Source organism: Jezberella sp. (assembly GCF_964834465.1).
Window position 1 is genome coordinate 154,077 of record NZ_CBAZRM010000008.1, and the last position, 13,666, is coordinate 167,742.

General features: G+C 53.8%; 14 protein-coding genes. 8 read left to right on the top strand and 6 right to left on the bottom strand.

Features of this window, described 5'->3' with window-relative positions:
• Positions 1 to 3: 3 nt before the first annotated feature.
• From AC1W8Y_RS08155 to AC1W8Y_RS08165, 3 genes are read right to left on the bottom strand one after another with little or no spacing between them, the layout of a single operon-like run.
• Positions 4 to 1,125 carry a 6-carboxytetrahydropterin synthase gene (locus tag AC1W8Y_RS08155; RefSeq protein ID WP_482013972.1) on the bottom strand — a complete coding sequence of 374 codons (1,122 nt, stop codon included), beginning with the start codon at positions 1,123 to 1,125 and terminating at the stop codon, positions 4 to 6.
• Positions 1,122 to 1,823 carry a 7-cyano-7-deazaguanine synthase QueC gene (gene queC / locus AC1W8Y_RS08160; RefSeq protein WP_482013973.1) on the bottom strand — a complete coding sequence of 234 codons (702 nt, stop codon included), beginning with the start codon at positions 1,821 to 1,823 and terminating at the stop codon, positions 1,122 to 1,124. Before queC ends, AC1W8Y_RS08155 begins: the two co-directional genes overlap by 4 nt.
• Before the next feature lie 15 nt (positions 1,824 to 1,838).
• Positions 1,839 to 3,362: a CoA-acylating methylmalonate-semialdehyde dehydrogenase gene (locus tag AC1W8Y_RS08165; protein WP_482013974.1), complete on the bottom strand. Its 1,524-nt coding sequence runs from the start codon at positions 3,360 to 3,362 to the stop codon at positions 1,839 to 1,841.
• Positions 3,363 to 3,527: 165 nt separating this feature from the next.
• Between AC1W8Y_RS08165 and fabL the strand changes: the two genes are divergently transcribed.
• The 7 genes from fabL to AC1W8Y_RS08200 all read left to right on the top strand — a co-directional run bounded on the left by fabL (position 3,528) and on the right by AC1W8Y_RS08200 (position 10,269).
• The gene (gene fabL / locus AC1W8Y_RS08170) at positions 3,528 to 4,283 is read left to right on the top strand and encodes an enoyl-[acyl-carrier-protein] reductase FabL (RefSeq protein WP_482013975.1); all 756 of its coding nucleotides are present in this window, start codon (positions 3,528 to 3,530) and stop codon (positions 4,281 to 4,283) included.
• 12 nt (positions 4,284 to 4,295) lie between these two features.
• Complete coding sequence (locus AC1W8Y_RS08175; RefSeq protein WP_482013976.1) at positions 4,296 to 5,054, top strand: 3-oxoacyl-ACP reductase family protein; 759 nt, start codon at positions 4,296 to 4,298, stop codon at positions 5,052 to 5,054.
• 86 nt (positions 5,055 to 5,140) lie between these two features.
• Positions 5,141 to 5,566, top strand: a complete 426-nt coding sequence (locus AC1W8Y_RS08180; protein WP_482013977.1) for an acyl carrier protein — start codon at positions 5,141 to 5,143, stop codon at positions 5,564 to 5,566.
• The gene (locus AC1W8Y_RS08185; protein WP_482013978.1) at positions 5,566 to 6,441 is read left to right on the top strand and encodes an ApeI family dehydratase; all 876 of its coding nucleotides are present in this window, start codon (positions 5,566 to 5,568) and stop codon (positions 6,439 to 6,441) included. Before AC1W8Y_RS08180 ends, AC1W8Y_RS08185 begins: the two co-directional genes overlap by 1 nt.
• A gap of 14 nt (positions 6,442 to 6,455) precedes the next feature.
• Entirely contained in the window at positions 6,456 to 7,775 is a 1,320-nt protein-coding gene (locus tag AC1W8Y_RS08190) for a beta-ketoacyl-[acyl-carrier-protein] synthase family protein (protein WP_482013979.1), read from the top strand.
• Positions 7,772 to 9,043, top strand: a complete 1,272-nt coding sequence (locus AC1W8Y_RS08195) for a beta-ketoacyl-[acyl-carrier-protein] synthase family protein (RefSeq protein WP_482013980.1) — start codon at positions 7,772 to 7,774, stop codon at positions 9,041 to 9,043. Before AC1W8Y_RS08190 ends, AC1W8Y_RS08195 begins: the two co-directional genes overlap by 4 nt.
• Positions 9,043 to 10,269, top strand: a complete 1,227-nt coding sequence (locus AC1W8Y_RS08200; RefSeq protein ID WP_482013981.1) for an LpxL/LpxP family acyltransferase — start codon at positions 9,043 to 9,045, stop codon at positions 10,267 to 10,269. The genes AC1W8Y_RS08195 and AC1W8Y_RS08200 overlap by 1 nt, the downstream gene beginning before the upstream one ends.
• A gap of 330 nt (positions 10,270 to 10,599) precedes the next feature.
• Here AC1W8Y_RS08200 and AC1W8Y_RS08205 read toward each other — a convergent pair whose 3' ends face one another.
• From AC1W8Y_RS08205 to AC1W8Y_RS08215, 3 genes are all read right to left on the bottom strand, one after another.
• Complete coding sequence (locus tag AC1W8Y_RS08205; RefSeq protein WP_482013982.1) at positions 10,600 to 10,905, bottom strand: high-potential iron-sulfur protein; 306 nt, start codon at positions 10,903 to 10,905, stop codon at positions 10,600 to 10,602.
• Between the two features lie 58 nt (positions 10,906 to 10,963).
• Positions 10,964 to 11,977, bottom strand: coding sequence for a Bug family tripartite tricarboxylate transporter substrate binding protein (locus AC1W8Y_RS08210; protein WP_482013983.1), 1,014 nt, complete (start codon positions 11,975 to 11,977; stop codon positions 10,964 to 10,966).
• Between the two features lie 123 nt (positions 11,978 to 12,100).
• Complete coding sequence (locus AC1W8Y_RS08215) at positions 12,101 to 12,970, bottom strand: isocitrate lyase/PEP mutase family protein (RefSeq protein ID WP_482013984.1); 870 nt, start codon at positions 12,968 to 12,970, stop codon at positions 12,101 to 12,103.
• 268 nt (positions 12,971 to 13,238) lie between these two features.
• Here AC1W8Y_RS08215 and AC1W8Y_RS08220 point away from each other — a divergent pair.
• On the top strand, positions 13,239 to 13,666 hold a 428-nt coding region (locus AC1W8Y_RS08220), incomplete at its 3' end, for a two-partner secretion domain-containing protein (RefSeq protein ID WP_482013985.1).

Genomic DNA, 13,666 nt, shown 5'->3' on the forward strand with positions numbered 1-13,666 from the left:
TGCTCAAACGGGCAAGGCGGGACCGAGTTCACCCCAGTAAAGGATGACACCGCAGCCCGGTGTTTCAAGAAGATCGATTCGATCCAGCGCTGGAAGCTGCGCCGACGCGAGACCCCTAATGTAGCGCGCAATGCTGGCCGTGTCAGTATCGAGTGGCCCCATCACCTCGTGTAATGGTTGGTGATCGATTTGTTTGAAAATGGGATCAAAAATTGCTTTGACATCACCGAAGTCAACGGTCCACCCGCGGACCGTATCGAGCGGGGCGTGCAAATGCAATCTCAGTGTGAACGTGTGCCCGTGGATTCTGCGTCGAGGATCGCCTGCAGGAGCGCGTTTAAGTTGCACGGCGCTATCGAGGGTGAATTCTTTCCAGATGCGATAGTGATGTCCATCGAAGTGAGCACCGCATTGTGCCGTTTCATAGACCGTGACCCAAGATAACTCAGCAAGCTCGGGCTTGAGGCGTGCCCATATCCAGGCAGAGATGTTTTCACTGGTCGGATTCTCAAGGCCCGGAATGTCATTTAGGCAAGCGTGATCGAGCGTTGCGTGAATAGGCGCCCACAAGGCATCAAGATGATCGTAGTCAATGGACAGTGCCTCTTGACTGACGTCGCGGTCGGCATGAATGATCACCTCAAAGCCGTGACCGTGCATCCGACCACATTTATGGCCAGCAGGTACATGCGGTAATTGATGCGCGGACTGAAAGACGTAGCGCCGCCAGACGTGCGCGTGATCGGAAGCATCTAGATCGACCCCTGACTCAGAGGTGCTCTGCACGCCAACAGCGACGATGCCCGGCACCGTCATGAGCCGCGTATCCGCCGCAGGTCCAAGTCGGTCACGGATCCACCGCGCAATGTTTTCGTCGGTGGGTTCGCTAAGATGCGTGTTCAGCAAGCTGTAGTCAAGGGGTGCGACGCAGCGCTGTAACTGTTCAGAGAGTTCACGGACTTCAGCGCCGGGGAAATCGCCCCAACCGGCTGGCAAGTTTGCACGGACTTCGCCGAGATAACTGTGCCCATGCAATTGCGTGGCCCGATGGCCTTGAGGTAGGCATTCGACTCGACAGGCCGCTTCGAAGCGCGCAGCAGCAACATACAAGAGCTGGTCTCTCATGCGTCGAGACCAAATTTAGCGTACAGCGGATCTTTCAGACCCGCCTCGGCAAAGCCTTTGGCACGTAGCAGGCACGAATCACACTGGCCACAAGGTTTGCCATGTGGATCAGGATCGTAGCAACTGGAGGTCTCGCTGAAATCAACACCCAAGGATGTGCCATGACGAACAATATCGGCTTTGGTCATCGTGATAAGTGGCGCGTGAATCTTCAAGTGCTGTTTACCTTCAACCCCCGCTTTGGTGGCGAGGTTGCCTAGATTTTCGAACGCGGCAATGTATTCAGGGCGACAGTCAGGATAGCCACTGTAATCCATGGCGTTGACCCCAACGAAGATATCTTGTGCGCCGATTGATTCAGCCCACGCGAGAGCGAAACTTAAAAAAATGGTATTGCGAGCGGGGACGTAAGTCACAGGGATACCCTGTTTGATATCTGCAACTGAATGGCCCTTTGGTACGGCAATATCTGCGGTCAACGCAGATCCGCCAAAAGCACGCATATCCATGTCAATCGTCACATGACGTGCAACATTTCTGGCTTTTGCGAAGGCGGTCGCTTTTTCTAGCTCGATGGAATGGCGTTGCCCGTACCGAAAGCTCAAGGCGTACACCTCGAAGCCCTCGGTCTGGGCAATCGCTAGGACGGTCGTTGAGTCTAGGCCGCCACTCAATAAACAAACTGCTTTCTTTTGCATCAAACGCCACGAGAGTTATTTTGCCGTGGGCATCGCGAACTCTGCCCCCTTTGCGGTGGTTTCGGGCCAGCGTTGCATGATGGACTTCTGTTTGGTGTAGAAGCGCACGCCCTCTTCGCCGTAGGCGTGCATATCGCCGAACAGGCTTTTCTTCCAACCACCGAAACCGTGCCATGCCATGGGGACTGGGATAGGCACGTTGATGCCGACCATCCCGACTTGAATGCGTCGGCCAAATTCTCTGGCGATATTGCCGTCTCGGGTGTAGCAAGAGACCCCGTTGCCAAACTCATGATCGTTGACCAGTTCAACGGCTTCATTAAAGTCATTGACGCGGACACAGCTGAGAACCGGTCCGAAAATCTCTTCTTTATAAATGCGCATCTCTGGGGTCACGTGATCGAACAGTGAACCACCCGTAAAGAAGCCCTCTTCGTGTCCGGCGACTTGATAGCCGCGCCCGTCAACCACCAGCATCGCGCCTTCTTGAATACCGGTATCGATATAGCCTTCAATGCGTTCGAGCGCTTGGCGTGTGATCACCGGACCCATCTCCGCATCGAGCTCCATACCGTTTTTAATCTTCAAGGCACGGGCGCGTTCGGCCAGCATGGGGACGATTTTATCGGCGACATCGCCGACCAACACGGCCACTGAAATCGCCATGCAACGCTCGCCTGCCGAACCATAAGCGGCACCGATCAGGCCGTCGACGGCCTGATCCAAGTCGGCGTCAGGCATGACAATCATGTGGTTTTTGGCCCCACCCAACGCCTGCACCCGCTTGCCGAGTTCGGCGCCGCGGTGATAGATATATTGTGCAATCGGGGTTGATCCCACAAAACTGATGGCTTTGACGTCCGGGTGTTCAAGCAGCGCGTCGACAGCGACTTTGTCGCCCTGAATGACGTTAAACACGCCGTCTGGTAAGCCCGCTTTTTTGAGTAATGCCGCCATAAAGAATGACAGCGAAGGGTCGCGCTCGCTAGGCTTCAAAATGAAGCAGTTGCCTGCCGCGATCGCCACGGGGAACATCCAGCAAGGCACCATACACGGAAAGTTAAAGGGGGTAATGCCCGCGACCACACCCAAGGGTTGGCGCAACGTCCAGTTATCGATGCCGGTTGATACTTGATCGGTGAAGTCCCCTTTGAGCAATTGAGGGATGCCACAAGCGAACTCAATAATATCGATGCCGCGCATCACTTCGCCTTGAGCGTCCGTAAACACTTTGCCATGCTCTTGGGTGATGATGGCCGCCAGTTCATCTTTGCACTCATTCATCAGGGCAAGAAACTTGTTCATGATCCGAGCGCGACGGATAGGCGGCGTATCTGCCCAGGCGGGGAAGGCCCTTTTCGCGCTTTCTACCGCCTGATGCACCACCTCGACAGACGCCAGTTCGACATTTCGTGTGACTTGCCCTGTCGCTGGGTTATAGACCGCTTGCAACCTTGAACCTGGGTGCATCACGGGTTGGCCCGAAATCCATTGAGAGATCAAGTTAGGGATAGTGGGCGAGGGTGGTTGGGTCGACATGGCTTTTGTCTCGAGGTAAATGGCTACTAAAGATCGACAATCTAACCTTTTTTTGACGTACTTGTCCAAAAAGGCTAGTGGTGTGCACCCCATCGTAGACCCGATTCTGGGTAAACTTCGTGCAATTGTTACGCTAGCTTATATTTTTTGGAGTGTTTTCTCATCATGAATCAGCCTTTGTCTGGCAAAGTTGCGCTTGTTACCGGTGCTGCCCGAGGGATAGGCCGCGCCTGTGCTTTGAAGCTGGCCGCAGCGGGTTGTGACATCGTCGCCAACTATTACAACAGTCACGAAGAAGCAGAAGCGCTCTGTGCAGAGGTGCGCTCGCTAGGTCGTCGTGCGCTTGCCGTTCAGGGGAGTGTGGGTGTCCCAGATAGTGTGAACGAAATCTTTGAGGCGATCACCAAAGAGTTCGATTGTCTGGATATCGTCGTGAGTAATGCGGCCTCCGGCGTGTTGAAGCCGGCGATGGACATGACACTGAAGCATTTTCGCTGGTGCATGGAGACCAACGCGTTCGCGATCAATTTGTTGGCTCAGCACGCAGCCCCGCTGATGAAGAACGGCGGCCGTATTGTGGCGATGTCCAGCCTGGGTGCTCAACGAGCGATGCCGCATTATGGGTTTATCGGTGCGTCCAAAGCAGCCCTAGAGTCCTTGGTCCGAACCTTGGCGCAAGAGCTGGGGCCTCGCGGTATTCGCGTCAATACCGTGTCGGCTGGCGTGGTGGATACTGATGCCCTGAGCCACTTTCCTAACCGTGATCAGGTGCTTGCTGAATTCGCTGCTCGCACGCCCGCAGGCCCTAAGTTAACCCCGAAAGATGTGGCGGATGCCGTTTACCTACTCTGCCTGCCAGAAGCCGCATGGATCAATGGGCAGACGCTCATCGTTGATGGCGGCTTCGCCATTTCGGGTTAAGGGGAAAGCCACATGGCGTTTGAATCGGGTTTAGAAAATAAGGTTGCCATTGTCACGGGTGGTTCGCGTGGTATTGGGCGGGCCATCGTCGAATTATTAGCCAGTCAGGGCTGCGCAGTGACGTTTTTTTATCGTGGTAATGCAGACGCAGCGCAAGCGGTGGTTGATGCTGTCGCCGCTGCGGGTTTGACAGCGACTGCGATGCAGGTCGATGTGGCGGATTCAGCCGCTTGCATGACTGCGGTTGAGCAGGTCGCAGATCGCTGTGGGCGCATTGATATTTTGGTGAACAATGCCGGTATCGTGCGCGATAATTTGACGGCAGCCATGGATGACGAAGAGATTTCTTCGGTACTCAATACGAATGTGGGCGGTGTCTTTAATATGGTGCGTCCGGTGATTCCTTTCATGATGTCCCAGCGGGCGGGTCGAATTGTCAATTTATCGTCGGTAGCTGGTAATAAAGCTGGCCGAGGGCAAGCGAATTATGCGGCCAGTAAGGGGGCCGTTGACGCAATCACGCGCGCGCTCGCTGTCGAACTTGCCCCCAGAAAAATTCTCGTCAACGCCGTCGCCCCCGGTGTCATCGAGACAGAAATGTCGCAACAAGTGCGTGATCTTGCAGATGATCAGGTGAAATCTCGAATTTTGCTCAAGCGGTATGGGCAAGCGCAAGATATTGCTCAAGCGGTTGCTTTTTTAGTGTCGGACATGGCCAGTTACGTGACGGGGCAGGTTTTATACGTCGATGGCGGCTTTAAAATGGACTGAGTGTCCTCGGGTGGCACTGTGCTTCGGGATATATTGACTCGATAGGTTAAAATACTAGGTATTTACCGATTAACCTGGAGTCGAATATGACTGAAGCAGTCATCTCTAAAGAAGAAATCATGGCGGTATTCCCGACCGTACAGAAAACAGTGGCCGATGCGCTGGGCTGTGACGTTGAAGATATCAAGATTGATGTCTCTTTAATTGAAGGGCTTGATGCCGAGTCGATCGACTTTCTCGACCTGATCTTCCGTTTAGAGCGTGCCTTCAAGATCAAAGTGCCTCGTGGCAAAATCATCGAAGATGTTCGCGGTGACATGGCTGTTGAAGATTTTGAGCAAAATGGCTTGCTCACCGAAAAAGGCTTGGTTCGTTTGCGCGAATACCTCTCAGAGATTCCTGACGAACGCTTCAAGCCTGGTATGCGCGTCGATGCGATCGCTCGGCTCTACACGCCCGAAACATTTTGCAAATTGGTGATCCGCGCCCAACGCGCGCAAGCAGCTGGTTGATGACCGCTGACTTGAACGCTGAGGGGCTGGCGTCGGTGGCGCCAAACGGTCGCTTTGCTGCATTTTCTTTCGTTGACCGCATTACGCGGATCGATGGTGTGCAGCAAGTGACTGGGGTCTATCAGATCCCTCACGGCGTCAGTCATTTTCCGGTGAGCCTTGTGGCCGAAGCGTTGGGTCAGTTAGCTGCCTGGGTTGCCATGTCCAATTGCGATTTTGTGAGACGCCCCGTTGCTGCGTTGGCGGGCGACACCCGCATTCACGGCTACCCGAAAGCAGGCGATACGTTGCAACTGCACGTCGATATTGACTCGTGTGAACGAGACTCGATCGCCTACCGAGGCCATGCCAAGGTGGACGACACGCTGATTCTCGAGTTGATGGACACCCTTGGTTCAAACCTCGGGATCGATATTTTTGACGATCCACAGTTACTTGCTAGCGACTTTGCCATCTTGACAGGGCCAGGGCGAGCACCTGGGGTATTTGCCGGTGTTCCTGCGCCGCTGATGAATGTGACGTCCCATCAAGTGGGCCAGCGCATTGAAGCTGCGTTAGATATTCCGGATGATGCGGATTACTTCAGCGATCACTTTCCCCGTCGTCCTGTGTTTCCCGCCACGTTGCTGATCGATGCACAGCTTCAGCTTGCACAGCAACTCATGGCCCAAGCCCCAGGCTTGGCTGCGACGCTGAAAGTCACGAGAATCACCAATGTCAAGGTAAGAGCGTTTACCAGTCCAGGTGCGTCGCTTGGGCTGTTTGCAGAGTTTGCGGCGCCGGGTGAGGATGATCCTGAACCGGTCCTTGTCAAAGTAGGGGCCCTTGCCGGCAATCGCGTGATTGCAGCTGCAAAAATATTTTTTGCTCCTTAGTTTAGAGAACACATATGAGTAACAAGCGCCGCGTCGCAATCACCGGTATTGGTTTAGTTACCCCAGCTGGGCTTGACGTTGCGAGCAGTTGGGCAGTCATCAAGGCGGCTGAGGCTTGCCAGGCTGGGCCAATCACGCTGTTTGATGCGTCTGGTTTCAGCACTCGTATTGCGGCAGAAGTCAAAGGGTTTGACGCTGAGACGGTGGTTAAAGACCATAAAAGCCTGAAGTATGCAAGCCGAGCCCACCAATTCGCTTTAGCTGCGGCCGATCAGGCGATCGCCGATGCAGGTATCCGACCCACTGAGCAAGATGGTGACCGGTGGGGATGTGTCGTTGGTGCGGGCATGATGACAGTGGCACATTCGGAAATCGACGAGGTGCAAAAAAATGCAGCGCCTGACGGTGAATTGATCGCTGATCGTCTATTAGAGACGCCCGTTGCGCATGACGTGATGGCGTTCAGTCGTAGTTTGTCGACGGCCGGATTGTCGTTGTTGTTGAGACGTTATGGCATACGTGGTTACGGGTCGACAGTTCACACCGCCTGCGCGTCGGGGGGGCAGGCGATCGGCACAGCCCTGCGCCTGATTCGCCGTGGGGTAGTCGATCGGGTGCTCGCCGGTGGCTTTGATTCGATGATTTCACCGGTTGGGTTGTCGGGTTTTTGCCTGTTATCTGCCGTGTCTTCTGATAATGACCATCCAGAACGTGCCAGCCGTCCGTTTGATGCGAGCCGCAATGGCTTTGTATTGGGTGAGGGGGCAGGGTTTTTGGTGCTAGAAGACTGGGATACGGCGGTTGCCCGTGGCGCAAAAATTTATGCTGAACTCGCCGGTGAAGGCAACTCGTTGTCCGCCTATCGAATTACCGATTCCCATCCTTCGGGGGATGGTCCGATTCAAGCGATGCGACGAGCGTTATCGGATGCTGGCGCGACACCCAATGACGTCACCTATTTAAATGCGCATGGCACGTCGACGTTAATGAATGATCGAAGCGAGTGTGCAGCAGTGAATGTCGTATTTGGTGATCGAGCCAAAGAAGTTGCGGTCAGCTCGACAAAAAGCGTGACTGGTCATTTGATTGCTGCCGCTGGTGCCATCGAGGCAGTGATCTGCGCGCTGGCCGTGCATGAGGGCCTGATGCCACCGACCGCCAATCTGCAACAGCTTGATCCGGATTGTGATGTCGATGTTATTTACGGGTCGCCGCGAGAAAAACGAATCCATATTGCCTTATCGAACTCGCTGGGTTTCGGTGGCAGCAACAATTGTCTAGCATTCCGTCATCCAGCCGATACGGCTGCGTTGATCGCTGCGGAGCAAACATGAGTCGAATTGTCATCACAGGGGCTGGCGCCATTTGTGGGTCGGGTCACGATCCTAAATCCATTGTCGATGAACTGTTGGCGGGCCACAGCGCGATCACCACGGTTGAAAGCTGGGACGGAACCCATTGGGCAAAAAATAAAGTGGCTGCTGTCAGCGATTACAACGGTGGCAAATTGTTGGGCGATCGCAAGCTACTTAAACTGGTTCGCCGCTCTGACGTGTTTGGTATCTACGTGGGTGCTCAAGCCGTGGCGCAAGCGGGGTTGGATGAGCATCGCGAGGCCCTTGATGAGCAAGGCCAGGTGAACTTCGCCGATCAGACTGGCTGTTACGTTGGATCTGGTGGCGGTGCCTTTGAAGTCAATTATGACTTTTTCCCGCTCATGGCTGAATCGGGCGATAGCCTGCCCCTATTTGGCAAAGAGTTGTCCAATGTCGTTAACCCCATGTGGTTGTTGCGGTCCTTGCCTAACAATGTGTTGTGTCACGTTGGCATTCGTCATCAGTTAAAGGGGCCGAATGCTTGCATTACGAATCACGCGACCAGTGGGCTGTTGTCTGTGATCGAAGGTGCGTGGGCGTTGCGCGAAAGCGATGCTGAGAGAATCGTGGCGATTGGCCATGATGCCCCCATTGAGCCGCAAACGTTCAACTATCTGGATAGTATCGGGGTGATTGCCCAAGATGCTCTGCGTCCCTTCGACAGCAGACATGACGGTTGTTTGCTAGGCGAGGGTGCGGGGTGTTTCGTGCTTGAAAAGCAAGCGTCTGCAGCAGCCCGTGGTGCCGCGATCATCGGTGAATATCTCGGGGGGGCGCAAACGGCCGAGGGTGAGGGCCTGTTCTCAGTACGCCCTGATGGTGACGGGGTCGCACGCACCATCCGGGCTGCCCTAGCCGACGCGGGGTTAAAACCCTCTGACGTTGGCATGATTGTCGCTCATGGCAATGGGACGGTTTCTTCAGACGTCTCTGAGGCGCACGCCTTAAAGACTGTATTTGGCTCGGTGATGCCACCCGTGACATCATTTAAATGGGCCGCTGGTCATCTGTTTGCAGCATCTGGTATTTTAGATATGGTGGTTGGCCTTGAGGCCATTCGTCGTCAAGTGGTGCCAGGTATTGCCCAGTTGGAAACCGTTGCGGCAGGGTGCGAAGGCGTCAATATTTCTGCAAATCACCAAACACCAAGCAGTGATATTTTGCTGGTGTTGTGTCGAGGATTCGCGGGGACCAATGCCGCCGTGTTGTTGCGCGGTTTCGCTTAATGACCCCTGAGACCGCTTTGCCTGACGGCTGTGCCGTCGACACGGTCGATCTGGCTCGGATAGCTCGCTTAGTCGCCGAGATACCGCAAGAACTGCACAAGTTGTTTTCACCGCAAGAGTTGATTGATGCCGGCCAGGGCGGGGGTCAAATCGCCTCGCTGGCTGCTCGCTTCGCCGCCAAAGAGGCATGTTTAAAGCTGTTTCCTAAAGAAGCTGCGCTGAACATCATCACGGCAATGGATTTTTCGGTGATCCGAGACGCTTATGGCGCGCCGCAAATCGTGACAACTCAGGACGCGGATATCGTGCTGGGTCGCTATCTGGTTGAGAGAATACAGATCTCGCTGACGCATTCTGCAACTGCTGCTTGCGCGGTTGCCTTACGCGTCCCACGTCCAATAAGCCCAGGAGCAGCAGGTCGCTTTATTTTTCGATGGCTGCCCTATCGGCGTCAAGTCATCCTGGAAAACCTGAATCGTGTGTATGGTGGGCGTGTCACCCAGGATCAAATCACACGCTTAGCCCAGGCACACTACCAACATCTTTTTACGCTTTTCAAAGAGTTGGTGTCATTTAGATTCATGTCTGACAATCGCAAGATGAAGCTGGTGACTGTCGAAGGGGCAGATGCGTTGATCCGTGCCTTTGAGGCTAAAAAAGGTATTCTTGTCCTAACAGGGCATTTTGGTAATTTCGAGGTGTCAACGGTTGCCGGGATCGAACATTTTCCTCAGGCAAAGGGACGTATTCACTTTTTAAGACGTCCGATCAAACCGAAGTGGTTGAGTGACATGTTGACCGGTCGGTTCAATCGAGCCGGCTTTGGTGTCGTTGGACGTCGTGGCTCGCTCGAAGAAATTGTCGACACGATTGAGAAAGGTGATGCTATCGTTTTTCCCTTTGATCAATATGCCAGACGGCCTGAAGGGATTCCTGTTGAATTCTTCGGTTACGACGCGGGTACCTACAAAAGCATGGCAGTGATTGCGTTATCAACCGGTGCGCCTGTGATGCCAGCCGCTTCGTGGCGTGAGCCAGATGGGCGCCACGTCCTTAAGTTTTGGCCCGCGATTGAGGTGGTGACGGCAGACGATGTTGGCGATGAAATCAAATTGAACACCCGAGCCTACAACCGCGCGCTTGAATGGCTGATTGTTCGTCATCCGGAACAGTGGTGGTGGGTACACCGGCGCTGGAAGAACGCGCCCAGTGCTTCAAAGCGCTGATCGCTGGATCATTGGCAAGATTGGAATGAGCTTGCCTTCCCACGCTTGCCACTCGAGAAGATCTTAAAAACCTTGAGATTAAATTAACCGAATCCATTCACCTCGAAATCAAAACGGTTTGCCAAAAAATAGATTCGAATAATTGGCGAATGATGACTTGGATGACAACGGTGATGGGGATGGGCTTTGCAGGCATGTTTTATATCGCCCGGTATTTGCCAATGACGCAGTACTGAATAATGGCCTGTTTGCCAAACCGTTTGACTGAGGGCAATCAACACATGATTGCCCCCCCGTGAGGTCGATCGCCTGAATCGACCTTACGTGAGCTTACGCCTTTTTAGCGTAGGCACTGCACCAACCTTTGGCGGCAACCATTTTGCCGGCAAAGATGCCACAGGCGCCAGCCTCAGCCGATTTGGATGCGTATAGGGCACAGGTTGAACAGTGTTGGCCTTCTGCGTATTTGGCGAATTTTGCTTTGTCAACGGTGGACGCATCTGCCTTGTAGCCCAAAGCATTCGCTTGTGGGTCTGACTCGGCGACCATAGCTTGCGCGCTGGCTTGATTGGCAAGAGCCATCGTGGCAGCACCGGCGACAGAATAAATCATGAACTGGCGACGTGATGATTTCATAGCGATATCCTGAATGATTTGGCAACCCCACCATAGGGATTGCCCCAATATGTTAACGCTATTCGAGCTTGATATGTGCTGCTCTGACAATCTCACCGTTTTGTGCGAGACCATCTTTAATGATCTTGGCATACTCTGCGGGTGTCGTGGGCGTCGGAATAATGCCCAGCTTTTCAAGCTTAGCGGCTACCTCTTTGTCTGCAAGCACTTCGTTGAGCGCTTCATTCATATAGTTAACGATAGCGGGCGGCGTTTTAGCAGGTAATAGTAAGCCCACCCAAGAGCTCACGACAAAGTCAGGTACCCCTGATTCGATAAACGTTGGGACATTGGGCAGTGATGGCACGCGTTTGGCGGTGGACACCGCAATGGGCTTAATACTGCCGCTTTGAATATGTTGATAGGCACCTGCGACGGCAGTGTATACCAAGGGGATCACGCCGCCTTCAACGTCTATTAGCGCCTGCCCGCCGCCTTTATAGGGGACGTGAACAAGTTTTGAACCCGTCACGATATTTAGTCGTTCCCCGGCGATATGGGGGTCGCCGCCAACGCCCGACGTTCCAAACGGCAATCCATTTGGGGTAGATTTCGACAGATTGATGACATCCATCAACGTTTTGACGGGTAGCTTCGGGTTGGCCACCAAAATCGTTGCCGCATCGCCAATTTCGCCGACGGGCGCAAAGTCGGTGAGCGTGTCAAAAGGCATATTTGGGAAAACATGAGGATTAATGATCAAGGTGCCATCAAATCCCAGCAGCATGGTATAGCCGTCTGGGTCTGCGTTTTTGACCATGACCGTACCGATATTGCCAGAAGCCCCGGGCTTATTTTCAACGATTACCTGCTGGTGGATGCGTCTGGATAGGGCGTCAGCGATCAGACGACCGCTGGTGTCTGTCACCCCTCCCGGCACAAAAGGGACAATGAGTCGAATTGGTCGGTTCGGGTAGGGATCTTGAGCGCTTGCTGATCCGGCCAATGCGAGAAGCCCTGTCAAACCGATGAGGCTAGCGAGCAGTAAAGACTTGAGAGGGCGGTTGAGCACGATGTTCAGTGGTTGATTCATCTTTTATCCGTGTGATCGTTCAAAAAATAGGTGTCGAGCATTGGCCATCTTCTAGCATGCGCGAGGTTTAGCCCAGCGCAGGTCGGGTCATTGAACAGCAACCTGAGTGCGTCAGGCGCCAGTTCAGTCAGCGTGCTTTTTGTCGAAATCCCAGATCTCTTCAAACCCCATCAATTTGTTGAGATCCATGAAGTGATACAGGTCAGTCTTGCCGCCCGTTGATGAACCTGTCTCTTTAAATTGCTGATACACCGTGCTCATGGCTTGCACTGCCGCTAGCAACGCGGTCGCGGGGAAAATCGCTAATTTATATCCCATGGATTCAAGATCTTGTTTGCTCAAGACCGGTGTTCTGCCGGTTTCAACCATGTTCGCCAGTAGCGGCAAATCAAAAGACGAACAGATTTGCCGCATTTCAGCTTCTGACTCAGGCGATTCGACAAACAAGATGTCAGCCCCTGCTTTTGCGTACGCGTCGGCTCTGCGCAACGCCTCATCGAGCCCCAAGGACGTTCTCGCATCGGTACGTGCAATGATCAAAAAGTCTTTCGATTCACGAGCATCAACAGCAATCTTGATTTTTTTGACCATGTCTGCGGTAGGAATAACCCGCCGGCCCGGGGTATGGCCACATTTCTTGGGGAACTCCTGATCCTCGAGCTGGATGCCAGAGGCACCGGCTATCTCATAACCGCGCACGGTGTGTCTGACGTTCAGCAAGCCCCCGTAGCCGGTGTCGCCATCGGCAATTAAGGGCGTGTTGGCCATCCCAGCCATCGCGGTCACCCGATTCACCATATCTGAGTAGCTCGCTAGACCTGCGTCCGGTAGCCCCAAGTATGACGCAACGGTGCCATAGCCTGTCATGTAGAGCGCATCAAAGCCAAAGGTATCGGCCAACCGCACCGACACCATATCGTAAATGCCAGGCGCTGTAATTAAGCCGGGTTGTTTCAGTCGAGCGGCCAGTTTGGCTCTTTTAGCTTGTGACACGTTGAATGTCTCCTCTGTTCTTTTGTGGTCAACGGGGGCGTGCGGAGTCTCAGCGTATTTGGCGAAGCACCCAAGCGTCAAGCGGTTTTCTGTATCGACACAGTCGTCTTGCCGCCGATATCAGTCAAATCCTAAAAATAACCGTATAAAACCAGCTTATTCCTCACTGTTTCATAGGCTAATTAGCGTATATTTTGTCGTGAAGAGTGTGACGAGTGAAGCGTTCTCAGATGGTTGACGCTTGTTTAAATGGACATGCTAGGTATTTATGAATCGCGGTTTACATAAAGTCGTTTTTTCTAAGTGTCGCAATTGCTTGGTGGTCGTGAGCGAGACAGCGTCTTGTGTCACCGGATCAGGCAGGACACGCCGTGGGGTTGGCGTGGGTGGCACGATGCGTGCAGTCGCTGCGCTTATTGGTGGTGGATTGCTCTTGTCGCTGGCGTTAATCGTGGACGCTTGGGCTGCAGGGCCAGCTGCCAATGCCTTGCCCACGGGCGCCGCCGTGGCGCAGGGTAAGGTAACGGTGAGCCAGTCTGGCAACACTATGACCTTGAACCAGACGACCGACAAGGCCGTTGTTAACTTTCAAAGCTTTGACATTGGCTCAAGCGCCAAGGTCAACATCGTTCAGCCGAGCAGCACCAGCGTGCAACTGGATCGGGTGACGGGCAATAACCCCAGCCAGATCATGGG

What these genes read in the sequence shown, in the direction of transcription:
- AC1W8Y_RS08155 (WP_482013972.1), bottom strand. Translation starts at nt 1,125, where the DNA reads ATGAGAGACCAGCTCTTGTATGTTGCTGCTGCGCGCTTCGAAGCGGCC.
- queC (WP_482013973.1), bottom strand. Translation starts at nt 1,823, where the DNA reads ATGCAAAAGAAAGCAGTTTGTTTATTGAGTGGCGGCCTAGACTCAACG.
- AC1W8Y_RS08165 (WP_482013974.1), bottom strand. Translation starts at nt 3,362, where the DNA reads ATGTCGACCCAACCACCCTCGCCCACTATCCCTAACTTGATCTCTCAA.
- fabL (WP_482013975.1), top strand. Translation starts at nt 3,528, where the DNA reads ATGAATCAGCCTTTGTCTGGCAAAGTTGCGCTTGTTACCGGTGCTGCC.
- AC1W8Y_RS08175 (WP_482013976.1), top strand. Translation starts at nt 4,296, where the DNA reads ATGGCGTTTGAATCGGGTTTAGAAAATAAGGTTGCCATTGTCACGGGT.
- AC1W8Y_RS08180 (WP_482013977.1), top strand. Translation starts at nt 5,141, where the DNA reads ATGACTGAAGCAGTCATCTCTAAAGAAGAAATCATGGCGGTATTCCCG.
- AC1W8Y_RS08185 (WP_482013978.1), top strand. Translation starts at nt 5,566, where the DNA reads ATGACCGCTGACTTGAACGCTGAGGGGCTGGCGTCGGTGGCGCCAAAC.
- AC1W8Y_RS08190 (WP_482013979.1), top strand. Translation starts at nt 6,456, where the DNA reads ATGAGTAACAAGCGCCGCGTCGCAATCACCGGTATTGGTTTAGTTACC.
- AC1W8Y_RS08195 (WP_482013980.1), top strand. Translation starts at nt 7,772, where the DNA reads ATGAGTCGAATTGTCATCACAGGGGCTGGCGCCATTTGTGGGTCGGGT.
- AC1W8Y_RS08200 (WP_482013981.1), top strand. Translation starts at nt 9,043, where the DNA reads ATGACCCCTGAGACCGCTTTGCCTGACGGCTGTGCCGTCGACACGGTC.
- AC1W8Y_RS08205 (WP_482013982.1), bottom strand. Translation starts at nt 10,905, where the DNA reads ATGAAATCATCACGTCGCCAGTTCATGATTTATTCTGTCGCCGGTGCT.
- AC1W8Y_RS08210 (WP_482013983.1), bottom strand. Translation starts at nt 11,977, where the DNA reads ATGAATCAACCACTGAACATCGTGCTCAACCGCCCTCTCAAGTCTTTA.